The sequence below is a fragment of the Kluyvera sp. 1366 genome (assembly GCF_054823405.1).
In genome coordinates this window covers 272794-295147 of the sequence record NZ_JBTRDW010000001.1, presented here as the reverse complement: position 1 = coordinate 295147, position 22354 = coordinate 272794, and the positions used below count along the sequence as shown (strand labels likewise).

Below are 22354 nucleotides of genomic sequence, written 5' to 3'. Positions count from 1 at the left end.
CAAGATCGAATACTTATGTTTCTTTACAATGCAGCGGTTGCGATAGGAAGCACGAAAATGGCGCAGTCTTGCGCCACGATGGAGAGCGGCTTAATCGGCTGCAGGAATTAACGCATCCACAACCTGTTCGATCACTTCCACCACACGTTTGACGCGCAGAGGTATAAAGCGCGCATCCGGGAATACCGCGTAGAGAAAACGGTCTGGCAGACGATATTGCGGCAAGATGCGCACCAGCGAAGCTGATTTTAATGACTCCTGCACCAGCGGTAACTGCATGCCGCCGACGCCGATGTCCGCCTGCAGCGCCTGCAACAACCCTTCGCTGCTGTTGGCGCGAAACACGGTATTCACGGTTAGCGCTACAGTTTCCTGGTTGGATATCAGGCGCAGCGGTGCCTGTTTGTCGATACCGCTAAAGCGAACATGCGGATGCGCGGCTAGCTCTGCCAGCGAGGTAATCGGTGTTGCGCGTACCCGCTCAGGCGCAGCAAACAGCGGCGTTTCAATACGCGCCAGTAAGCGCGCCGGAAACATCTCAGGCGGCATTTCACTCAGGCGCAACGCGATATCCACGCCTTCGCTCACCAGTTCAGCCACACGATCGTCGAGCGCGATGGTCAGATGCAGTTCTGGGTTCGCGCGTTGCAGCGCCAGCAATGGCGGCAGCAAGCGCTGACCTAATCCGCTGGGTAATTGGATATGCACGCTGCCTTGCAGCGCTTGCTGCGCCGGGCGCAACTGGCTTTCAACGTCCTGCATCGCGGCCAGCAGCGGCTGCATCTGCTGTAAGTATCGCTTGCCCTGCTCGGTCAATTTCATCGCGCGTGTGGTGCGGTGCAACAACACGATGCCGAGTTCCTCCTCCAGCGCCGCGATTTGCTGGCTCACGGCGGATTGCTTCATCCCGCTCAGGCGCGCTGCTGCCGAAAACGATCCGGCTTCCGCCACGCGAAGGAAGGTATTGATGGCGTTGAGTTTATTATTCATTTAATGATTTTTCTGATAAGTGGCATCTGGATAGTGGGATATCAGCAATAAAAATAATAGATAACACTGTGCCTGTCTTGTTCACAGGAGAATCATCATGTCGAAAACACATCACGTCGCGCTGGTCGCGGGCGCAACCGGCATTGTCGGTAGTGAGTTGGTAAAAACACTGCGTCAGCAGGATTGGCAGGTGATCGGCCTGACGCGCCAGCCTGCAATCTCAACGCAGAATATCCCTTTCATCCATGTCGATCTGCTGGATGCGCAGCACAGTGCACAGGCGCTGGCCCCGCTCAATCAGGTCACGCATATTTTCTACAGCGCCTGGCTGAATGCAGCCAACTGGCGTGAAATGGTCGAACCCAACGTGACCATGCTGCGCAATCTGGTGGTTAACATCGATAAAAGCGCGCCGTTGCGCAGCGTTAGTTTGATGCAGGGATACAAAGTGTATGGCGCGCATCTGGGAGCGTTCAAAACGCCCGCGCGTGAAAGCGATCCCGGCGTCGCGGGAGCCGAATTCAATGCGCAACAGCTGCGTTGGCTAAGTGACTTTCAGCGCGGTAAAAGCTGGCACTGGCACGCCTTGCGACCCGGTGTGGTCGGCAGCGCGGTACCCGGTAATGCCATGAACCTGGCGCTGAGCATCGCGCTCTACGCATCTCTGTGTAAATCTCAGGGCTTACCGCTACGTTTTCCCGGTTCATCGCACGCCTGGCACAGCATGGTCGATCATACCGATGCGGGATTACTCGCGCAGGCCACGCTGTGGGCGGCCAATGCGCCCGGCGCGCGCAATCAGGCTTTCAACGTTAACAACGGCGATTTATGGCGCTGGAGTGAGCTGTGGCCTGCGATTGCCCGCTGGTTTGAACTGGAAAGCGCGCCGGCGGTGAATCTGTCGTTTTCTCAGCTGTTTCAGGATTACCGCGCGCTATGGCAAACCATCGCTATAGAACATCAACTGATAGAGCCAGATATCTTGCAGCTGAATGATGGGCAGTTTGCCGATTTTGTTTTTGGCTGGGATTACGACATGTTTGGTGATGGCAGCAAATTACGGCGCGCAGGTTTTAACGGCTATCAGGCGACGGATGAGATGTTCTTTGCTCTGTTTGCGCAATTACGCGCAGCACGCATTATCCCTTAACGCTAACAGGGAAGCCTGTGCTTCCCTGTTATTACTTCATTAATGCAGAATGGTTTTGGAGAAAACCTGAATCACCACAATGCCTAACCCGATTAACATCAGGCCCGCCATTGCAGCGAAATCCAGTTTCTGGTTGTAGAAAAAATAAGACATGACCGACACCAAAAATATACCCATTCCGGCCCAGATAGAATAAGCAATGCCGACATTCATCTGTTTAACCACTTGAGATAATCCATAAAATGAAATGGCATAACCTATTACCACAACCACGCTGGGAATAAGGCGTGAGAATCCTTGCGAGGCCTTCATCATGGTTGTGGCAATCGTCTCAGCGACGATGGATATCGCCAGTATCACGTAAACATTATTCATAAAGCCCTCTTAAATGCCCGAGAGTAAACACGCGTTATAGAGTAGCTGTTAGAGGTTGTTTTTCCAACGGATTAAATCGCGCTTCAGTAACGTCAGACCAATCGCCACCACCATAATATCTTTAAAAATAAACGAATCGAGTCCGCCTAACTGCGGTAACAGACTTAAGGTAACTAACCCGGTAAGTATCAACAATCCAGCGCCGATCATACCTAACAGTGGACGTTTAAAGCCTGCGATGAGCAGAATAACCGTCGTCATCTCTACTACGCCCAGGAAATAGCTGCTGCCATGGAGACCGAGGAAGTAGGGAAATATACTCAGCCATGTTTTTATAAATATGGGTTCCAGCGCCTGAACTTCAAATTCAAACCACTTTGCCATACCAAAAACCAGGAAAATAATAATTATTGATAATCTTAATACCAGCGGCTCTTTGCTGGTGAGAAAATGAATCGCACGTGAAGCATAGACTTGTTTGGCTGTTGTCATGGTAAATCTCCCGCTATTTATGTGGCCGGTTCGTTAAGAGTTGAGCTGGCTAAAAGTCATGGTTCATGGTGGCAATTACATCTAGTCGCGAGCATATAAGTTGCGGTGGCCTCACCTTGAGGGCGCTTTTCATGATAACTTCCTTTTGTTAGTGTTCACTAAAATATATAACGCAGCCAAACACAAAACGCACCACATTTATTAGTGAAAACTAAAATACATGACGAATTTATCAGAAAATTCAGATCTCATGGGAGTTATGTCAATGAATGTCAACAAAAAATCAGGCAGACCACGTCTTCTCCCAAAAGAAGAGCTCGCAGCCATCATGTTCTCGATCTTTGCCAACAAAGGTTATGAAGCCACCTCACTTAACGATCTTACCCAGGCAACCGGTACCAAGCCCGCCACCTTGTACCAGGCTTTTGGTAATAAAGAAGGGATGTTTATCGCTGCGCTTGAACATTACAAAGCGACGTGGCTGCCAGATTTAGAGGGAATTCTTTCCTCTGAAGAATTGAGTTTTAGCAACAAGATTAAGCAGTTCCTGTTTTCGGCATTTAACCTTTTTTCCTGCGAAGGCAAACCGCCAGGCTGCTTGTTGGTGTTTTCCGCGCTCACATTTCGCCCTGAAGCCTCATCGTTAGGCGCGGAGTTATTCAACGAACGTCATGCATTTAAAGCGTGGATAATCGAGGAAGCGCAGCTTGCACAGCAGAACAACACCCTTTCAGGCAAATTATCTCCTGACGAAGCCGCTGAATTTATTCTGACTTTTGAAAGTGGTTTAGCCCTGATGGCGCTGGATAATCCCGACCAGGAAGTGATTAACAGTATGATCGATAAGGTGATCGATGCAGTAATGTGCGAGTGATACTGAGCATTGTGATGTTAAAAACAGCCATATCTCCGCTCACTTAATCGCTATATACTCCGGTGCATATCGAATTCAGGAGCTTTTATGCATACCTCTCTTAAGCGGATTATTCTGGCGGAATTACTCACTCTCACCTCGTTTCATAGCTATGCCAGCCGCATCGTCACCGATCAAATTGGTCGTCAGGTGGAGATTCCGGACAGGATTGATCGCGTGGTGGTGCTGCAGCACCAAACTCTGAACCTGCTGGTGCAGCTCAACGCCACCGATAAAATCGTCGGGATTTTGGCGAACTGGAAACAGCAGTTAGGTGAGGGTTATGCGCAATTAGTGCCGGAACTGACGCACAAAGCAATGCTCGGTGATTTGACGCATGTCGATCTCGAAAAGCTGGTGGCACTGCATCCGCAGGTAGTGTTTGTCACCAACTATGCGCCGGAAGAGATGATCGACCAGATTTCTGCCCTGGGCATTCCGGTGCTGGCGATCTCACTGCGTCACGATGACGCCGGTCAGCAAGGCAAAATCAATCCCAGTATGCAGAATGAAGATCAGGCTTACGATCTCGGCATTAAGGAAGGCATCACGCTAATTGGCAATGTGGTTAACAAGCCAAAACAGGCGCAGGAACTGATTGATGCCGCCTTTGCCGGACGCAAAATCATCAGCGATCGTTTAAAAAATATGTCTGAACAGCAGCGCGTGCGTGCCTATATGGCGAATCCCGACCTCACCACTTACGGCTCGGGCAAATACACTGGCTTGATGATGGCGCATGCGGGCGCATTCAATGTCGCGGCCGCGACCGTGCAGGGTTTCAAGCAGGTGAGCATGGAACAAGTAGTGGCGTGGAACCCACAGGTAATCTTCGTGCAGGATCGCTATCCCAACGTGGTGCAGGAGATCCAGCAGGATGCGCGCTGGCAAACCATTGACGCGGTGAAAAATCATCGGGTGTGGCTGATGCCGGAATACGCCAAAGCGTGGGGCTATCCGATGCCAGAAGCGATTGGCCTCGGAGAGCTGTGGATGGCGAAAAAGCTCTACCCGGAAAAATTCCGCGACATCAATATGCAACAACAAGCCGATCGCTGGTATCAGCGCTTCTACCGGACGCACTATCATGACCACGCTGAAGATTCTGGCGGCCGGTAGTTTGCGCGGCGTATGGCCGGATTTAGTGGTGGCATTTAGCGCGCTTTCCGGCCTCAAAGTCACCACCGATTTCGGACCGGCGGGCCTGCTGCGCCAGCGCATCGAAGCAGGTGAACCCTGCGACTTTTTTGCTTCCGCCAATCGACGGCATCCTAAAGCGCTGTTGCTGTCGGGACGCGCAGCAGAAGTAGGATTGTTTGCCGCTAATATGCTGTGCCTGACAGTGAAGCGTGACAATGTCACGCAAGCGGATGATTGGTTATCGTTGCTATGCCGGGATGATTTGCGCTTAGCGACCTCAACGCCGCTCTGCGATCCTTCGGGCGATTACACCTGGCAACTGTTTGATAACATTGAGCAACGCCATCCCGGATTAGGGATGATGCTGAAAGCCAAAGCGCGTACTTTGGTCGGCGGTATAGATAGTTTGGTGATGCCTACTGGTAAGCTGGCGGCACAATGGTTAATTGAGCAGCAACATGCTGACATGTTTATTGGTTACGCCAGCTATGCGCCGCGTTTGCGGCGCTGCCCGCAGCTACAGGTGATAAACATCCCCGTGCCCTTCAACATTCATGCCGAATACGGCTGGGCGTGCTGCTCAGCTGCCGCGCAGCCTTTTGCAACTTTTCTCTCATCCGCAGCAGCGCAAACGATTCTGCAGCAGCACGGTTTTATGCCGTTTACGGATCGGTAGCCGAACGCTTATTACCAGGTTGCTGCTGCAGCCAACTCGCCGCCCTTTTATAGCGACTCAAGCGCTCTGCCGGTGCCAAAACCTGGCGCAGCAGCAGGCAATAATCCATCACCAATCCCGGCGTCCAGGTCATGCCTTCCGCGCGACTGCGCACCAGGCTCAACAGCCAGAAGTCAGGATTGAACAGCACCCATAAACCCTGCAAACCGCGCTCGCCCAATAGACCTTCGGTGGCGACATCCAGCGCCTGAATCACGCTGGTGGAACAGTTACGTGAAACGCGGCGAGATACGGCCAGCCGGATCTCAGTGCCGGCCCACCCATCAGCAGAAACAGTAATCGCAACAAATGAACACTCCAGCGCTTAACTCAAAGCTCAGTAAGCTCTGTAGACGCGGGCAATCTGCAGGAGTTCGGCGATCGCCCTCTCATTCTGACTTCGTTTACTGATGGTTGTAACAATGAGGGCACTGTACGTGGCGAAGCTTAGAATTGGCTTAACGATTAACCGGTTTACACAGCGATAGCCAACAATACCATGCACAACAGCAGCACATAGATACGCGCATGCCAGACATCGGGCACCGCCGGAATACAGCGCCGGGCAAACAGAATTCCTAAAAATCCGGCGACCACCAGCAGCAACAATATCTTCAGGCTGATAAAGCCGAGATAACCGCTGAGGGGAATCTGCTGCCAGCCGCTGATGGCGTAAGTTATCGCGCCAAAAACGGCGACCGGCAGCGACAGCGGATTGGCCGCGCTGACACAGTCGCGCATGGCATAACCATGACGCCGCAGCAGCGGCACGGTCATTACGCTGCCGCCAACGCCGAGCATGGCGGCGATCACACCAATCATTGTGCCGCCCGCGCTGACGGTCAACCGTGACAACCTTCGCGGTGCAGTGCGGCTAAAGAAGCCTTTCCGCAGCAGGCAATCAGCGATAGTCACCATCATGTAAAGCATAAACAGCCTGCGCACCCAAATGTCGCTCATCACGCCCGCCAGCCACGATCCCATCACCGCTCCGAGCGCGATAAACCAAATTAGCGGCAACAAAGGAACATCATGCAATTTGCCAGCCCGCCAGTTTTGATAACTGGCCCAGCCGGCGTTGAAAATCATCACGGCGGTCGAGGTCGCCACCGCGATATGCATCGCCTGAGCCGCCAGTAACGGCTGCTGCAACAACAATTGATAGACAAACGGCACCACGACAAAACCGCCGCCAAAACCAAACAGCACCGTGGTGATGCCGGTAGCAAAACCCGCCAGCCCAATGATTAACAGCTCGTTCATCGTCTTTCTCTGCGTCATGAAAAGAGTGATGTAGCTTACGCAGCAACCTGCCAGCTTCCCATTTGTGCAGCGCTCAATTACCCTTGCAAATCAGTCAATTTGCGGTGGATGTCGGGGATGCGAAATAGCCACATTGATGAATACGACCATATTGATCGTGACGTGGTGGCGCTGGGCAATGACTACGCGCAGAGATTTGTGCTGCCAGCGCATCGCCATCGTCGCGCGCAACTGCTGTATGGCGCAACGGGTTTGATGCACGTCGCAACGCAGGCGGGCGAATGGGTGGTACCGCCGCAGCATGCGGTGTGGATTCCGCCTGACACCGCGCACAGCGTTAAGTTTGTGGGTGTTTCTACGCGCAGTCTGTATATCGAGCCGGTTTGTGCGGCAGCTCTGCGTGAAAGCGATCGCTGTCGCGTCATCAGCGTCTCGCCGCTGCTGCGACAGCTATTGATTGAAGCCGTTGAATTACCGCTGTTATACGCATCCGATCGCGATAGAGCGCTGGTGCAGTTGCTGCTGCTTGAGTTAGCGGCGATGCCTGTAAGGGAATTTGATATTCCGCTGCCGCAACATCCGGCGCTGTTGGCGCAATGCCAGAACTTCTTACAAGCACCAACCATTCACGACCCGGCCGAACGTTGGGCCAGCACACTGTTTATGAGTCCCAGCACCTTCCGCCGCCATTTCCTGCAGCAGACCGGTTTGTCTTTTTCCGCCTGGCGACAGCGCGCCTGCGTGGTGACGGCGCTGGCGTGGCTGGTGGCGGGCAAATCCGTTAACGACGTAGCGCTCTCGCTCGGCTATGACAGCAGCTCCGCTTTCTCCACCATGTTCCGTCGCGTCACCGGTCAGGCGCCATCATTTTACATCGACCATAACTGAGCAAAGTTTCACCACTCATTTGGCGATTTCAGGCTGAAATCGGCTTTCTGAGGCTACGATCTCATGCATAACACACTGAAAATAATCTAATTTATTTTGAAACAGATACGTGTCGAAATTCAGTCGGTTAACTGCTGCTGCACCGCATCTAAAAACGCCCGCAGCGCCGCCGGTTGCCGTTCACGCGACATGTAGAGGCCATAGATCGCCAGCGTTTTTGGCTGATAAGCCGGCAGCACGGTTTGTAGCTGTCCATTGTCGAGGGCGTGACGCGCCTCCATTTCCGGCACCATCGCTAAACCGCAACCGGCAATCGCCGCATCACACAACACCGACGAGATACCGGCGCTGAAATTGCCGTGCACCGCCGCTGAAACAGTTTCGCCCTGCGCATCTGAAAACTGCCAGCTCTGCCCGGCGAAACGGCTGTAATGCAGGCAATTATGCTGTGCGAGATCGGCAGGCGTTTGCGGCGCACCGCGCGCCTGCAAATAGTCTGGCGAGGCGCACACCACCGAAATACACTCGCCTAAGCGGCGCGCAATGGCGCCTGGTTCGGGATCGTCGGTAATCCGCACCGCCACATCAATGCGCTCGCCGATTAAACTGACCGGCTGATTGTTGATCTCCAGCTCGATGCGCACCGCCGGAAAACGCGCGAGAAATGCCGGAATTATCGGGCCCAAAATATGCGTGGCGGTGGAGTGCGCGCAGGCGACGCGCAAGGTGCCGTGCGGTTCGCTATCCGCGCCCTGCTCGGCAATCTCTTCAGCCAATCTCGTCAGCGCGCGCGATTTTTCGAGGATCTTCTCGCCAGCGGGCGTAATGGTCAGTTTGCGCGATGATCGGTGCAGCAAACGTGCACCAGCCCACTTCTCCATTTCATCCAGATAGCGGCTGACCATCGGCCGCGAAATATCCAATGCACGCGCCGCAGCACTTAAGCTGCCCAGCTCGCAAATGCGGTTAAACACCGTTGCCGCCGTAACTCTGTCCATGTGGGCTCCATCTGATCGTTTTATGAAACTGATCATACCCAGTTTCGGGAATTCTACCAGCCAGCAATTTCTCTACAATAAAGCCCTCAAAGACGGCAAGGTGCCGGATAAAGGAAAATTCGATGAAAATGAAAACGCTAACACTGGCATTGGCCTTTGCCGCCCTGCCTGCCTTCGCTGCGCCACTCAATTTAGAAGTGTATAACCCGCAGGAGAACGGCATTTTCCCGGTCTCTTCGACGCTGGTTTCAGGCCCGCATGAAGCGATACTGTTTGATGCGCAGTTCAGCACCAAAGACGGCGAGAAGCTGGTGCAGATGATCAAAGCCAGCGGCAAAAAACTGACGCAGATTGTCATCACTTCCGGCGATCCTGACTTCTATTTTGGTCTGGAACCGATTGTAAAAGCGTTCCCTCAGGTGAAGATCGTGGCGACGCCGGATGTGGTAAAACACATCGAAGCCAGCAAAGCCGCCAAGCTGGCGTATTGGGGTCCGCAGATGAAGGACGGCGCGCCAAAGCAGTTGTATGTTCCGCAGGTTACGCATGCCACGACGTTTAAAATTGATGGTGAAACGCTGGAACTGCGTCACGCCAATGATTACGCCGCCTACGTCTGGATCCCGGCGAACAAAGCGATTCTAGGCGGCACCGGCGTGGCTTCCGGCATTCACGTCTGGACCGCCGATACGCAAACACCTGCTATTCGTCAGCAGTGGCGCAATGTGCTGAGCGAGATGCAAAAGCTGCAACCTAAGCAGGTGATTCCGGGCCATTATCTCGGCGAGCGCCCGGCGGGTGATGCGGCTGTCACCTTTACTCTTAACTATCTGCAAACCTTTGAGAAAGCGCTGCAGCAGCACAAAGGTTCCGCGCAGGTGATCGAGACCATGAAAGCCGCTTATCCGCATCTGCCGGAGGAGAGTTCATTGGAACTGAGCGCCAAAGTGAATACTGGCGAGATGAAGTGGTAATTGATGTTTCAGTGAGTGAGGTCGCCATTGGAGTGACCCCGTTCCCGTAGACATTCACTGTCCTCACGACGAGGCCTTTTCGAAGGCCTCTGGACTGACGCCTCCCAGGTGGCTGTGGCGTCGTGTCCGGTTGTAGAACACTTCGATATAATCAAAGATATCAGCCCGGGCCATGTCCCGGGTTTTATAGATCCGCTTTCTGATACGCTCTTTTTTTAGCGAACTGAAGAAGGATTCTGCCACTGCATTATCCCAGCAGTTGCCGCGTCGGCTCATGCTGGGTGACAGGTTATTAGCTTGGCAGAACCGTCGCCAGTCATCGCTGCCATACTGGCTTCCCTGGTCGCTGTGTACGATAACGGTTTCCTCAGGCCTTCGTCGCCAGACGGCCATCAGGAGAGCATCTAGCGCCAGTTCGCGCGACAGTGAGGGTTTCATTGACCAACCCACCACATTGCGGGCAAACAGGTCTATCACCACGGCCAGATACAGCCAGCCCTGCCAGGTCCGTATGTAGGTAATATCCGTTACCCAGACCTGGTTCGGTTTAACGACTGTGAACTCCCGCTGTACCCGGTTAGGAGCAATGACTGACGGACGTCCCCGTGCTCCTCGCGGGATTTTATAGCCATGTACGGCCTTGATTCTGTTCTGCCGCATAATTTTCGCTACCCTGTTTTTACTGCATACCTCTCCGATTTCTCGCAGGTCACTGTGGACCCGTCGGTATCCATAAACGCCGCCACTCAGGGTATAAGAGTCGCGGATAAGCGTCAGCAGCCGCTGATTATCCTCCTCTCCGGCTGATACCGGGCAGTGGAGCCAGACGTAAAAACCGGAACGGGCAACCTTCAGAACCCGACACATTAGTGTGATCGACCAGACCTGACGGTGATCGTTAATGAAGCGGTACTTTAGTCGGGCTCCCTTGCAAAGTACCGCGCCGCCTTTTTCAGGATATCCCGCTCCTCCTCAGTTCGCTTGAGCTGCGCTTTCAACCGGAGGATCTCCGTCCGGGCATCCAGCAGATCCTGCGCCTGGTGCCCACTAGCATCAGGTTTTATAGAGCGGATCCATTTATAAAGGCTGTGTTGCGAGACGCCCAAGCGTTCAGAAACGTCGGCGACGGAATAGCCCCGCTCGGTGATCTGGCGGACGGCTTTTTCTTTAAACTCAGGGGTAAATCGTGGTGTGCCCATAGACTCCTCCTATGCTCAAAATATAGGGCAGATTTGTCTATGGGCTCGGGGTCACTCCATCAATGTCAGATTATGGTCCAACATTTGGGGTTCAGTTCATAAATGGCGACCAGCGTCGCAGCAGGAAATCGAGCAAATACAAAGCGCGTTTGATTTGATAGGATTTTGGCCCGAATTTGCTAAATAAGGTGGCGGGTCATGCCCCAAAAGAAGGCGACGCTGATTGGTTTGCTGGCCATTCTGCTGTGGAGCGCGATTGTAGGACTGATTAAAAATGTCAGCGAAGGATTCGGCGCGGTAGGCGGCGCGGCGCTTATCTACAGCGCCAGCGCTATTTTGCTGATTTTCACCGTAGGCTTGCCAAAGCTGCGCACTTTTCCGCGCAGCTATTTAATTATCGGCAGCGTGCTGTTCGTCTGTTATGAACTCTGCCTGTCACTCTCATTAGGCTTTACCCACAGCGGACGCCAGGCAATTGAAGTCGGCATGGTCAATTATCTGTGGCCAAGTTTGACCATCGTTTTAGCGGTGATAGTGAATCGACAAAAAACCCATCCGCTGATTGTTCCGGGCGTATTGCTGGCGGTTGCCGGCATTTGTCGCGTATTGGGCGGCGACCAAGGTTTTTCATTCAGCGAAATCACCCATAACGTGATGGATAATCCGTTGAGTTACGGCCTGGCATTGAGCGGCGCGGTTATCTGGGCGGTGTACTGTGTGGTAACCAAAAAAATTGCTGACGGCAACAATGGGATAACGCTGTTCTTTATCCTGACTGCGCTGACGCTGTGGCTGAAGTTTTTGCTCTCGCCGCAGCCGCCGTTTGTGCTATCCGCTGAGGTTTGCATCAGTCTGGGGCTTGCTGCGATGGCGATGGGCTTTGGCTATGCCGCATGGAATGTCGGCATACTGCATGGCAACGTGACCCTTTTGGCCGCTGCGTCCTACTTCATTCCGATCATCTCTTCGATTCTCGCCGCCTTTATTCTGCGCTCACATTTGAACGTCGCCTTCTGGCAAGGCACCGCGATGGTCAGCCTGGGATCGCTGATGTGCTGGTGGTCAACGCGGGTGCAGCAAGCATAATGCTTATCCTTAGAACAAAATTAACTCGTTGATCCTTTCCTGCACAGATGGCGATCTGTTGCTATTATAGCGACGCAACACACAGCAATGCGTTGCTACGAGAATTTCAGATTGGTAACCTTTACCTGGCCCGCGCTTAGCGGGCTTTTTTTTTGCCGGTTATAAATAACGCGGCTTTTCGGTGCGGAATCCGAGGCCAATCAAGCGGCCAAACAGATGGCGCAGGAACGGAAAACGGCTGATGATCTGCGGCACTTTACTTGGTGTGCTGCGTTTACGCTTGTTGCTGCTCATTTTGATTTGCAGGAATTGGGTGGCGACGGTTGGGAACTGGCGGCGCTGCTGCACTTTTTGCAGATCGTGCAAGGCTACATTGCCATGCTGCAGCGGTTTGGTCAGCATATTGGCTGCGGCCACCGCATCCTGAATCGCCAGGTTAACCCCCACGCCGCCAATCGGCGACATGGCATGCGCAGCATCGCCGATACAAAGTACGCCAGGTTTCATCCAGCGATCGAGGCGGTCAATGCGAATCGACAACAGCTTAAGTTTGTCCCACTCATCGACCTCCGCCATGCGCTCTGCACTGAACGGAGCCACCTGAGCCATGGTGCTTTTCAGCGCATCCAATCCCGCCAGTTTTAACTCGTCTAACTGATTTTTCTGAATGGTGTAGCCGCACTGCCAGTAATCACCGCGATCAATGACGATAAAGTTTTGCTTCGGACCTTTATGACCCATGCCGAGTTGCGGATCGTCGGGATGTTTCTCAAGCCGAAACCACAATACATCGCGTGGCGCACCAAAGCTTTTTCCGGTTAATCCGGCTTTGGCTTTGACCTGCGAATTGCGGCCATCCGCACCTATCACTAAAGCGGTGCGTATGATGTGACACTCGTTACCCTGTAACGTTTTTACGCCACTGATTACGCCATTTTCATAAATAAAGTCATTAAATTCGGTGGATTGCAGCAGGGTAAACCCCGGAAATTCGGCGGCTTTTTTAGCGAGAAAATTGAGGAAATCCCACTGCGGCATAAAGGCGATAAAGCGGCACTCAACCGGTAGACGTGAGAAATCGGCCATGGTGATCTCTTCACCCGCCACTTCCGCCTGAAGCTTCTCCGCGCGCTGGTGCGGCAAGGTGAGCAGCTCATCGAGCAATCCCAGCTGGCGCATGATCTCCAGCGTTGAGGGATGAATGGTGTCGCCACGAAAATCGCGCAGGAAGTCGGGGTGTTTTTCAATAACCACGGCGCGTAAGCCCGCGCGCGCCAGTAAATAGCCCAGCATTAATCCCGCCGGGCCGCCGCCAACGATACAACAATCCGCGCTTATCGCGTTTTCCTGTGCTGCCTGCATCCTCTGCCTCACGCCAAAAATGATAATCGTTATCATTTATAGCATAACCTGGCGCTAATGTGATGAAACGAACGTCGATGCCTGATGCGCCGGCGGCACGGCAAAGTTGCGCTGCATGCGTTTGATCTCTTCGGCCGGCGGTAAACCGAACAGGCGTTTGAACTCACGATTAAACTGCGAGGCGCTTTCATAGCCCACCGCGTGGCTGGCCGCCGCCGCGGTCATTTCCTGACGTACCATCAACATGCGCGCCTGATGCAATCGTACCGACTTCACATACTGCATCGGCGGCTGATTGGTGATGCTTTTAAAATGGGTGTGAAAAGTGGGCACGCTCATGCCCGCCAGCGACGCGAGTTGCCCCAGCGTTAGCGGCTGCGCATAGTGCGCGTGAATGTGGTTCAGCGCTTTGCCCACTTTGCCAAATTGGCCTTGCAAGGTTAATGCCGCTCGCAGCGCGCTGCCCTGCGCACCGGTCAGCACGCGGTAATAGAGTTCACGCACCAGCGCTGGGCCGAGCATCTTCGCATCCAGCGGATGATTTAGCGTTGTGAGAAAGCGCAACACCGTCTCGCGCAACGTCTGATCCATGGGGCTCGACATCATGCTCTGCGCCGCCTGGCTCTCAAACGTCACATCTTGCTGCTCCAGCTGCAACAGCAATTCCGTCGCCACGCTGAAATCAAGATGCAGGTAAATCGCCAGCAGCGGATGTTCCGCCGATGCCGCGGTTTCCATGGTAAAAGGCACCGGCACCGCAACCGCCAGATAGTGCTGCTCATCGTAGAGATAAACCTGATCGCCAAAGAAGCCGCGTTTCGATCCCTGACAAACAATCACGATGCCCGGGTCGTACAGCACCGGCGTACGCGCCAGCGGCCGATCGGAACGCAGGATGCGCACGTCCGGCAGCGCGGTGAGGTTGTAGCCTTCCTGCGGCGCTAACGTTTTAAGCAGTTTTACGGTTTGCTGCTGGAGCGTTTCTTTCATCGGATAACATCACATTCATAATATTAGGCAAGCATTACACAAAATAAGGCCTTATGGCCGTTTCAGCGCCAGAATATTATGCATCCTCTACTTTTTGAGGAGAAACCGCAAATGTCCAACGTTAAAACATTATTCATCACTGGCGTCAGCAGCGGATTTGGCCGCGCGCTGGCACAGGTTGCGTTAAATCGTGGCTATCGCGTAGTCGGTACGGTGCGCAATGCTACGGCAAAAGCCGAGTTTGAAAATTTGCATGCGGAAAATGCCTTCGCCTATGAATTGGATGTCACCCATTTCGCCGCCATTGAGGCGGTAATTGCCGATGTTGAAACCCACGTTGGCGCAATTGATGTGCTGGTGAACAACGCCGGTTACGGTCACGAAGGCGTGATGGAGGAATCATCACTGGACGAGATGCGCCGCCAGTTTGACGTCAACGTGTTTGGCGCGGTGGCGATGATTAAAGCGCTGCTGCCCTTTATGCGCCAGCGCCGTCAGGGCCACATTCTCAACATCACCTCGATGGGCGGTTTTATCACCCTGCCTGGCATCAGCTATTACTGCGGCAGCAAGTTTGCGCTGGAAGGGATTTCGGAAACCCTGAGCAAAGAGCTGGCGCCGTTCAATATTCATGTGACCGCCGTCGCACCCGGATCGTTTCGCACCGATTGGGCCGGGCGTTCGATGGTGCGCAGCGCACGCAGCATCGCCGATTATGATGCGCTGTTCGATCCGATTCGGCAGGCGCGTGAAGAGAAGAGTGGCAAACAGTTGGGCGATCCGTTTAAAGCCGCCAGCGCGATGCTCGATGTGATCGAACGCAGCAATCCACCCGCGCATCTGTTGCTGGGCAGCGATGCTTTGGCATTGGTGCGGCAGAAGATGGAATCATTCAGCGCGGAGATTGATCGCTGGGAAGCACTGACGCGATCGACGGATGGCTGATGGAATAATTGCGGTGATATTCAGGTGCGCATGAATGCGCACCCTATAAAATCTCGCCACGCTGACATTCATGGCGACCGGTTTACCCTCAACTGACAGGCATTATTGCAGCACTTCCAACCCCTTTCGCTCGATAAGATTGAGCAATCGCAGTGCTGCTCCGTTAGGTTTTTTCTCTTCTCGTTCCCACTTCACTACCGTCCCCACTGACATGCCGACGTAGGCGGCCAGCATCGCCTGGCTCAGATTATAACGTTGACGTAACTGATTAATTTCATCTCCCGACATCATATGCAGGACAGGTAGCGAAGCGCGCAATTCACGCAATCTCACACGAGAATCAATTTTTTCTTTTAGCTCATCGGTGACCACGCCAATTTCATTAAAATCCCTGGCGATCTCTTGTAAATCTTTCAGATGATTAACCATCACATTTTACCTCACGCATCTTGCCAGTATTGATGGCTACTTTTGCTTGTTCTGATGTCATTTCAAACAGTTGTTTGGCCACTTCCTTGTAGAGAGCGAGATCAGATTCAGATATCTCTCGACCACTACTTTTGAATGCGGATTTAGCATAGCCGTTGACGAAAAAAAGATGTTTTTCAGTTTTAAAGGCTACAACCGCCCGGGCCCCGCCACTTTTTCCAGCAACTAAAGGAATGCGCTTCTTGTAAACTCCCCCGCCGAAACTGGCTTCATAAATCCCTGCAATGACTTCCAGCGCCGCTTTGCATAATTTTGCACTATCGATAGCGTCACCTTTGGTGTTTCTATCGAATGGCTTTAAGACATAAATTGCCATGTGTTCCCTCCATTCTTAATGAGGACTCTCCTTGTCCTGGCATGAAAACCTATTGTACTAAGTGCAATACATATACTCAAGAACAGCCTTCATCACTGAGCATTGTATGAAATACACTCAACCTCCCTGACCTGTTCATTAAGTGATTGTTAACAATAAATTAGCACTTTTGGCCAAATGACTACGCAACTGATTCGCCATATCCCTGTACATATTAATTAAACTTGTATAAGTTTGATGGCTAAAGTTATACGTCAACCTTGAGGATGGAACCATGCGTCAGGATCGTAACTTTTCCACAGCGTCGGAAGCTATTGCACGCTACTTCAAAGAAGCCTCTTTGCCTTCGCAGCAGGAAACGCTGGGGCAGATTGTGGTCGAGATCTTGCGTTCAGGCCGAACGTTAAGCCGTAAAACGCTATGCACCAAGCTGCTGTGCCGTATGGAGCAAGCACGCGGTACTGAAGCGGAAATTCACTATCAGCAATTAATCGGCCTGATGTTTTCCGTAGAACGAGAAGCCTAAATCAGGCGCCGCTGGCCTGAGAATTAACCAAGTGGTTTCCGCCTCATTCAGCTACTGGTTAGACTGAATCCACTTCGTTATTTGCCGCAGGTCTGCCGCGGTAATCAGAGAGAATATATGTACAGAAGTGATGAAGAACGGCTCACCGACATCATCATGGGCGATGCGATTTTACAGTTGCTGAAAAAATCCGGCCCGGTTTCTACTCGCGCGCTGCTTGATAAATTGCGCGTGATGGCTTCGATTGAACGCGATCCGCCGCGCCAGCAAGCGCTTAGCCGTGCGATGTCGGAAGTGATGAATCATATCGAAACCCCGCAGCAGAGCGGAATAGCGATCAAAAACACCGATAACGTGACGCATATTTTCCGCAATCGTGACGGTTCAGGTAATGGAACCAAGCACTAAACGTTGGGCGAATGCTGGTTGATCCGCGTTCGCCCTTTTGTTTTTCAATGTAAACACATCACGCTTGTTTTCTTCGCGAGCCACCGCGCCACACTGGACCGGAAGGATCGCCTTTCGCCGAGAGCAGCCTCCTGACTTAGCTTATTCCTGAAATGCAGATGGATGCATTGCAAGATCGGATATTGGTGAAGCGTTATCCTAATAAACTTACATCAACTCAATACCAAAACGCTTGAGCAGCGTGGCCCAAAGTAGAAATAGCAAGATGGTGAGCACGCAACTCGCGATCAACGTCGGCCAGAATCCGAGGCGTTGATAGAGAAATGGAAAGGCGACAAACATCGGCAAGGTCGGCACCACATACCAGAAGGTGTACCACGCGTGACTGGCAATTTTGGCCTGACTTTGGCTTTCCAGCTTCATCCAGATCAGCACCAGCACCGTCACCAAAGGCAGCGCGGCAATCAGCCCGCCAAGGCGATCGCTACGCTTAGCCACTTCAGATATCAGCACTACCATGCCAGCGGTTATGGCGTATTTGGCGATGAGCCAGAGCATCCGATTCCCCTTCCTGCTTCAGGCGATTAATGCCGAATCGCACATCCGCACTGCGACATTTCGCCCGGCACATGTTTGCCGTGATGCGAATGGCGCACCTGCATTTCGCCCTGCTGCCAGGCGTTACTGGCGTCGGCACGGTTTTCCAGCAAACGATTCAGCGCTTCGGCCACCAGCAAATCCCGTCGCTGCGCCCAACTGGTGAGATGCCAGGTTGACGCGCGCGCCTCATCGACATCATCAAAACCCACCACCGCAACATGTGCGCCTTGCGCGAAGTCGCGCACCGCTTGTAACGCGCCGAACGCCAACACATCGCTTTCGCAAAACAGCGCATTGATGCGCTCGGCGGCGCGCGTTTTCTTCAAATACGCCATCATTGCCTGATAAGCCAGTTCGCGATCGTTGCCACCGGCAGAGAGCTCGATATTCAGTTCTTTCTGTTCAGCTTGCAGGCTAGCGACAAAACCGTCCATCTGGCGCGCCGGCGCGCTATTTTCCTGACTGTGCATAAAGCCGAAACGTTGATGACCTTGCGACAGCAGCAGCAATCCCATCTCTTCGCCTGCGTCATAACCATCCGCAATCACAACGTTAGCATCCGCGCTGGCGCTGTGGCTGAGATGAACCGTTGCCGTCTGCGGCAGAATCTCGGCCGCCACACTCAGTTCATCGCTAAACAGCGAAGTCAGAAAAACCAAGCCGCCGACAGGAAGTTGCGCCGCATTACGCAGCGCGCTTTGAAAACTTTCGCGGGAATTCGCATTCAGCAGCAGCGTAATAAAACCACGCTCATTCAACTGGCGCGTGACTTCATTAAGCAGCTTTACGGTGTTGGGGTTGATGAACTCATCGCTGACAATGCCGACGATATTAGAATTAACGGCCATGAAATGACTCTCCTGCAACTTAGCGTGCGGTATTATTTGTAGGTAACAAAGTTAAGCATTCCACGTTACCCGAATAATCCGCGAGCGCCAATCGCTGGCCGTTGTTCCTGAGATGAATTTGTTAACGACGCGTCAGCGCCAGGCGTACGCCTAAACCGATAAAGGTGATGCCCACCACACGATCAAGCAATTTCTGCAACATCACATTGCGCGACACCGCGCTAGCCGCGCTGCCAGCAACCAGAGCAAATATCACGTCAGTCATTAAACCCACAACCGCATACGTCAGGCCGAGCAACAGAAACGAGCTGGCATGATGATCGCCATCAACTACCACGAATTGTGGGAAGAAGGAGATGAAAAACAGCAATACTTTTGGATTAGTAATCGATGTAATAAAACCGCGAACTAATAAGTTGCGCGTATTAGAGCGTGGAATTTCAGCCTGCGGTGTTTTCTCTTCTTCACGGCTAAAAAAGGTTCCCCACACCATCTTACTGCCCAGATAAATTAAATACGCCGCACCAATATATTTAATCACCGTAAATAACAGTGGCGAAGCGGTAATTAGCGCCGTCAAACCGACGGCGCTGGCAATGGCATGCGTGCAACTTCCTAGCGCTACGCCACTGGCTGATATCACACCGCTACGTCGTCCATTCGCTACGCTTTGTCCTACGACATAAGCTAAATCCGGTCCCGGTGTAATACACAGCAGAAATACGGATGCGAGGAAAAGCGGAAAGTGCGTGATATCCAGCATAGTGACTCCTTGTAAAGGGTGAATAATTCCAGCACCTATCGTAGCGGCGCAATTAATTGCGCACAATAGAAGTAAGAGACACACAATGATTAAAAAAATAGCGCGACAAATCGCGTAAGGCCGATCAATTAAGTACCGCATCAAATCACCGTGCATTTCGTAGCGACGCGATTCATTGCGCAATAAATTGCGCCGCTACGATTCACTGCAGTTGCAAATACTCAACTACGCCTCCAGCAAAATCGCGAATCCACCATAGATCATACGCTTACCATCGAACGGCATGTTCTCGCCCATCTCTTTCATACGCGGATCGGACATCATTTTGGCATTGGCGGCGTCACGCACTTCCCGCGATGGGTATTCGATCCAGCTGAACACCACCGTTTCGCCCTCTTCGGCTTTTACCGCGCGATAAAAATCGGTCTGCGTGCCTTCGGGAACATCGTCTGCCCAGCACTCGACAACACGCGTGGCGCCAAACTCTTTAAACAGCGGCGCGGCTTTAGCCGCCATGGCACGATAATCCTCCTTATTAGCTTCCGGCACCGCTACGACAAAACCATCAACATACGACATAGCTCGTTACTCCGTCGTCATTTGCGCGGTCAGTAATAACCGCGCATTAATTGTATAAATGATGTGCAACCCGAGCCGAAACAGAGATGAAAATTTGCGCGCTTACTCGCAGATTCTGCGCGCGCCAGACGATTTACGTTACACTGACGCCTTTGATCGTTACGTCACCGAGAAATCTATGCGCATCACCATTGAACCGGCCGATCAGCCGTTTATTCACCGTTTGTTGGGTGAAGAGATTGAGAGTATTGACACCGCATCCACCGATGCCACGTTATTACAGCAGGCGCTACACAGCGCACGACAGCAGAAGAATCACGAAGCCGACCTCGACTGGCGCCGCAACGCGCTGTTTCTGCTACTGTTTGTATTTTTATATGCCGCACTCGGTGCGTCGTTAACGCTGGATCTCACGCCGCAGGCATCGAGCCATAAAAGCCTCGCTTACGCGCTGGAAGCGGTGCCGGTACTGATTGCTTTTTCTGGTTTATTCATCTCGCTGCTGTACGTATTTCTGACTCGCAGCGGCGCTCGACGCTTGCGTAACTGGGAACAGGGAATTTTTGTGCTGGAGAAATACAGCGGCGTGAATTTCAGTCGGCAAATTAATGAAATGGGATCACGCACCACGAATTATTCGCAATCGGCAATTAACGTTGCGCTAGCGCTGTTTATTTGTGTGACCTGGGTGGTGATGTATAACTATTTCACTTTCACCACCAGCGGCGTGATTGGCAGCGTGATTTCACTGTTCATCACCACCATGACCTACGTGATTCTGGATATTCAGTTGCTGAAATCTAATTCATCCATCGCTATTGATGAACCGCTGATTCCGGCTGAAGAAGAAAAAGAGAAGCCATAAGGATCTCAATGTGCGACATCCCTGTCGCACATATTTCGCTAGAGTTTTTCGCCGTTGCTGGCAATGACCCGGCGATACCAGTCAAAACTCTTCTTCTTTGAGCGGGAAAAATCTCCGCTACCATCATCGTTTTTATTTACGTAAATAAAGCCATAGCGCTTGCTGTATTGGCCGGTAGTGAAAGATACGCAGTCAATACATCCCCAAGGGGTATATCCCATGAGATCGACGCCATCTTCGGTCACCGCTTTCTTCATCTGTTCAATATGCGCCCGCAGGTAATCGATGCGGTAGTCATCATTGATCTCGCCCTTTTCATCCATTTTGTCGATGGCACCAAAACCGTTTTCCACCACGAATAGCGGCTTTTCGTAACGCTCATAAAGAATATTCAGCGCATAACGCAGCCCAACCGGATCGATCTGCCAGCCCCAATCTGAAGCTTTAACGTGCGGATTCGGTACGCTGCCTTCAAAGCCTGAAAGCGCCGTCCCGCTGCCGGCATTTTCTTTACTGACCGCATTACTCATGTAATAGCTCAGCCCGATATAATCGGCACAGCCTTCCCGCAGGATCTGCGCATCATCGACTTCCATTGCAATGTGGTATCCCTTGCGTTGCCATTCATTGAGAATATAAGCCGGATAATGACCGCGCATGTGCACGTCACTGAATAGGAATCGCTCCCTCATCGCTTCCTGAGCATACATCACGTCATCCGGATGACAGGAAAACGGATAGAGCGGCACCATGGCGATCATGCATCCAATTTGTAGTGCAGGATTAATTTCATGTCCCAACTTAACCACTTGAGCACTCGCCACAAATTGATGGTGCAGAACCTGATACATGCACTCTTCAGGATTAGGCTCGTGGGTGAAAATAACGCCCGAGCAGCAATAACCAAACAGCGGGGTTTTCCAGTTGCGCTGATTATTAATTTCGTTGAAGGTCATCCAGTATTTTACTTTGTGCTGAAAGCGTTCAATAACCACCGCGCTGAAGCGGACAAAAAAGTCCAAAACCTTTCTGCTTTTCCAGCCGCCATATTCGGTGACCAGGAAGTTTGGCATCTCAAAATGGGACAGCGTAATTACCGGTTCAATCCCGTATTTCAGCAGCTCATCGAATAGCGCATCGTAAAAACGCAACCCCTCTTCGTTCGGCTCGGCTTCATCGCCGCGTGGAAAAATACGCGACCAGGCAATTGAGGTGCGGAAGCAGCGGAAGCCCATTTCTGCCAACAGCGCGATATCCTCAGGATAGCGATGGTAAAAGTCTGATGCCTCGTGATTGGCATAAAAGCAGTCATCCTGAATGCCGGCGGTGATGACGCGATCAACACCGTGCGCCCCGCTGGTCAGGACATCGACTATGCTCGGGCCTTTACCGCCTTTATCCCAGGCTCCCTCGACCTGATGAGCGGCAACAGCACCGCCCCACATGAAATTTTCTGGAAATGGCTTATTCATAATCTGTA

27 protein-coding genes are annotated in these 22354 nt (G+C 52.4%); 11 read left to right on the top strand and 16 right to left on the bottom strand.

The window, feature by feature from the left end; all coding sequences use genetic code 11:
- Positions 1 to 90 precede the first annotated feature (90 nt).
- Positions 91 to 990 (bottom strand): LysR family transcriptional regulator, encoded by a 900-nt coding sequence (locus ACVLVH_RS01405; RefSeq protein WP_498948485.1) that lies wholly within the window; start codon positions 988 to 990, stop codon positions 91 to 93.
- 97 nt (positions 991 to 1087) lie between these two features.
- Here ACVLVH_RS01405 and ACVLVH_RS01400 point away from each other — a divergent pair, with 97 nt between their 5' ends.
- Positions 1088 to 2140 (top strand): SDR family oxidoreductase, encoded by a 1053-nt coding sequence (locus tag ACVLVH_RS01400; protein WP_192413110.1) that lies wholly within the window; start codon positions 1088 to 1090, stop codon positions 2138 to 2140.
- A gap of 39 nt (positions 2141 to 2179) precedes the next feature.
- On the opposite strand, the gene ACVLVH_RS01395 is transcribed toward ACVLVH_RS01400, so the two are convergent.
- Both ACVLVH_RS01395 and ACVLVH_RS01390 read right to left on the bottom strand, forming a co-directional pair.
- A complete protein-coding gene (locus ACVLVH_RS01395) occupies positions 2180 to 2515 on the bottom strand; it encodes a DMT family transporter (RefSeq protein ID WP_008106908.1) in 336 nt (111 codons plus the stop codon).
- A gap of 48 nt (positions 2516 to 2563) precedes the next feature.
- A complete protein-coding gene (locus ACVLVH_RS01390; RefSeq protein WP_277975028.1) occupies positions 2564 to 3007 on the bottom strand; it encodes a DUF417 family protein in 444 nt (147 codons plus the stop codon).
- A 265-nt stretch (positions 3008 to 3272) separates the two neighbouring features.
- Here ACVLVH_RS01390 and ACVLVH_RS01385 point away from each other — a divergent pair, with 265 nt between their 5' ends.
- The 3 genes from ACVLVH_RS01385 to ACVLVH_RS01375 all read left to right on the top strand — a co-directional run bounded on the left by ACVLVH_RS01385 (position 3273) and on the right by ACVLVH_RS01375 (position 5736).
- Positions 3273 to 3881 (top strand): TetR/AcrR family transcriptional regulator, encoded by a 609-nt coding sequence (locus ACVLVH_RS01385; RefSeq protein ID WP_498948482.1) that lies wholly within the window; start codon positions 3273 to 3275, stop codon positions 3879 to 3881.
- Between the two features lie 87 nt (positions 3882 to 3968).
- On the top strand, positions 3969 to 5039 hold the full coding sequence (locus ACVLVH_RS01380; protein WP_498948480.1) for an ABC transporter substrate-binding protein: 1071 nt from the start codon (positions 3969 to 3971) through the stop codon (positions 5037 to 5039).
- A complete protein-coding gene (locus ACVLVH_RS01375) occupies positions 5008 to 5736 on the top strand; it encodes a substrate-binding domain-containing protein (protein WP_498948478.1) in 729 nt (242 codons plus the stop codon). The genes ACVLVH_RS01380 and ACVLVH_RS01375 overlap by 32 nt, the downstream gene beginning before the upstream one ends.
- Here ACVLVH_RS01375 and ACVLVH_RS01370 read toward each other — a convergent pair.
- Positions 5723 to 5992, bottom strand: coding sequence for a hypothetical protein (locus tag ACVLVH_RS01370; RefSeq protein ID WP_498948476.1), 270 nt, complete (start codon positions 5990 to 5992; stop codon positions 5723 to 5725). The genes ACVLVH_RS01375 and ACVLVH_RS01370 overlap by 14 nt on opposite strands.
- A 257-nt stretch (positions 5993 to 6249) precedes the next feature.
- Complete coding sequence (locus ACVLVH_RS01365) at positions 6250 to 7038, bottom strand: sulfite exporter TauE/SafE family protein (protein WP_498948474.1); 789 nt, start codon at positions 7036 to 7038, stop codon at positions 6250 to 6252.
- A gap of 117 nt (positions 7039 to 7155) precedes the next feature.
- On the opposite strand from ACVLVH_RS01365, the gene ACVLVH_RS01360 reads away from it, so the two are divergent.
- Positions 7156 to 7926, top strand: coding sequence for an AraC family transcriptional regulator (locus tag ACVLVH_RS01360; protein WP_498948472.1), 771 nt, complete (start codon positions 7156 to 7158; stop codon positions 7924 to 7926).
- A 119-nt stretch (positions 7927 to 8045) separates the two neighbouring features.
- Here the strand turns inward: ACVLVH_RS01360 and ACVLVH_RS01355 are convergent, their stop codons facing one another.
- The gene (locus ACVLVH_RS01355; RefSeq protein WP_498948470.1) at positions 8046 to 8924 is read right to left on the bottom strand and encodes a LysR family transcriptional regulator; all 879 of its coding nucleotides are present in this window, start codon (positions 8922 to 8924) and stop codon (positions 8046 to 8048) included.
- 122 nt (positions 8925 to 9046) lie between these two features.
- On the opposite strand from ACVLVH_RS01355, the gene ACVLVH_RS01350 reads away from it, so the two are divergent.
- A complete protein-coding gene (locus ACVLVH_RS01350; protein ID WP_498948468.1) occupies positions 9047 to 9898 on the top strand; it encodes a Vmh family MBL fold metallo-hydrolase in 852 nt (283 codons plus the stop codon).
- 63 nt (positions 9899 to 9961) lie between these two features.
- Here ACVLVH_RS01350 and ACVLVH_RS01345 read toward each other — a convergent pair.
- Positions 9962 to 11097 (bottom strand): IS3 family transposase gene (locus tag ACVLVH_RS01345; protein ID WP_498948466.1). Its coding sequence is split into 2 segments (ribosomal slippage): positions 9962 to 10842 and positions 10842 to 11097, totalling 1137 coding nucleotides; the frame shifts between segments, so codons are not numbered across the junction.
- 198 nt (positions 11098 to 11295) lie between these two features.
- On the opposite strand from ACVLVH_RS01345, the gene yddG reads away from it, so the two are divergent.
- The gene (gene yddG / locus ACVLVH_RS01340) at positions 11296 to 12183 is read left to right on the top strand and encodes an aromatic amino acid DMT transporter YddG (RefSeq protein ID WP_498948464.1); all 888 of its coding nucleotides are present in this window, start codon (positions 11296 to 11298) and stop codon (positions 12181 to 12183) included.
- Positions 12184 to 12342: 159 nt separating this feature from the next.
- Here yddG and ACVLVH_RS01335 read toward each other — a convergent pair whose 3' ends face one another.
- Positions 12343 to 13545 carry an FAD-dependent oxidoreductase gene (locus tag ACVLVH_RS01335; RefSeq protein WP_498948462.1) on the bottom strand — a complete coding sequence of 401 codons (1203 nt, stop codon included), beginning with the start codon at positions 13543 to 13545 and terminating at the stop codon, positions 12343 to 12345.
- Between the two features lie 54 nt (positions 13546 to 13599).
- Positions 13600 to 14535 (bottom strand): AraC family transcriptional regulator, encoded by a 936-nt coding sequence (locus ACVLVH_RS01330; RefSeq protein ID WP_498948460.1) that lies wholly within the window; start codon positions 14533 to 14535, stop codon positions 13600 to 13602.
- Positions 14536 to 14646: 111 nt separating this feature from the next.
- Here ACVLVH_RS01330 and ACVLVH_RS01325 point away from each other — a divergent pair, with 111 nt between their 5' ends.
- Complete coding sequence (locus ACVLVH_RS01325) at positions 14647 to 15480, top strand: oxidoreductase (RefSeq protein WP_498948458.1); 834 nt, start codon at positions 14647 to 14649, stop codon at positions 15478 to 15480.
- A gap of 102 nt (positions 15481 to 15582) precedes the next feature.
- On the opposite strand, the gene ACVLVH_RS01320 is transcribed toward ACVLVH_RS01325, so the two are convergent.
- On the bottom strand, positions 15583 to 15909 hold the full coding sequence (locus ACVLVH_RS01320; RefSeq protein WP_137387307.1) for a helix-turn-helix domain-containing protein: 327 nt from the start codon (positions 15907 to 15909) through the stop codon (positions 15583 to 15585).
- Positions 15902 to 16285: a type II toxin-antitoxin system RelE/ParE family toxin gene (locus ACVLVH_RS01315; protein ID WP_498948456.1), complete on the bottom strand. Its 384-nt coding sequence runs from the start codon at positions 16283 to 16285 to the stop codon at positions 15902 to 15904. Before ACVLVH_RS01315 ends, ACVLVH_RS01320 begins: the two co-directional genes overlap by 8 nt.
- A gap of 274 nt (positions 16286 to 16559) precedes the next feature.
- On the opposite strand from ACVLVH_RS01315, the gene ycgZ reads away from it, so the two are divergent.
- Together ycgZ and ACVLVH_RS01305 are read left to right on the top strand one after the other, a co-directional pair.
- A complete protein-coding gene (ycgZ, locus tag ACVLVH_RS01310) occupies positions 16560 to 16811 on the top strand; it encodes a regulatory protein YcgZ (RefSeq protein ID WP_110866812.1) in 252 nt (83 codons plus the stop codon).
- 117 nt (positions 16812 to 16928) lie between these two features.
- Positions 16929 to 17219, top strand: a complete 291-nt coding sequence (locus tag ACVLVH_RS01305; RefSeq protein ID WP_101761585.1) for a hypothetical protein — start codon at positions 16929 to 16931, stop codon at positions 17217 to 17219.
- 207 nt (positions 17220 to 17426) lie between these two features.
- On the opposite strand, the gene ACVLVH_RS01300 is transcribed toward ACVLVH_RS01305, so the two are convergent.
- The 4 genes from ACVLVH_RS01300 to ACVLVH_RS01285 all read right to left on the bottom strand — a co-directional run bounded on the left by ACVLVH_RS01300 (position 17427) and on the right by ACVLVH_RS01285 (position 20009).
- Positions 17427 to 17777: a DUF3147 family protein gene (locus ACVLVH_RS01300; RefSeq protein WP_498948453.1), complete on the bottom strand. Its 351-nt coding sequence runs from the start codon at positions 17775 to 17777 to the stop codon at positions 17427 to 17429.
- Positions 17778 to 17803: 26 nt separating this feature from the next.
- Positions 17804 to 18667, bottom strand: coding sequence for a substrate-binding domain-containing protein (locus tag ACVLVH_RS01295; RefSeq protein ID WP_498948451.1), 864 nt, complete (start codon positions 18665 to 18667; stop codon positions 17804 to 17806).
- A 121-nt stretch (positions 18668 to 18788) separates the two neighbouring features.
- Positions 18789 to 19430 (bottom strand): LysE family translocator, encoded by a 642-nt coding sequence (locus tag ACVLVH_RS01290; protein ID WP_498948449.1) that lies wholly within the window; start codon positions 19428 to 19430, stop codon positions 18789 to 18791.
- Between the two features lie 225 nt (positions 19431 to 19655).
- On the bottom strand, positions 19656 to 20009 hold the full coding sequence (locus ACVLVH_RS01285) for a DUF1428 domain-containing protein (RefSeq protein ID WP_455844331.1): 354 nt from the start codon (positions 20007 to 20009) through the stop codon (positions 19656 to 19658).
- Between the two features lie 178 nt (positions 20010 to 20187).
- Between ACVLVH_RS01285 and ACVLVH_RS01280 the strand changes: the two genes are divergently transcribed.
- Entirely contained in the window at positions 20188 to 20874 is a 687-nt protein-coding gene (locus tag ACVLVH_RS01280) for a RipA family octameric membrane protein (RefSeq protein WP_498948753.1), read from the top strand.
- 38 nt (positions 20875 to 20912) lie between these two features.
- On the opposite strand, the gene ACVLVH_RS01275 is transcribed toward ACVLVH_RS01280, so the two are convergent.
- Positions 20913 to 22346 carry a 6-phospho-beta-glucosidase gene (locus tag ACVLVH_RS01275; RefSeq protein WP_498948446.1) on the bottom strand — a complete coding sequence of 478 codons (1434 nt, stop codon included), beginning with the start codon at positions 22344 to 22346 and terminating at the stop codon, positions 20913 to 20915.
- Between the last annotated feature and the right edge of the window lie 8 nt (positions 22347 to 22354).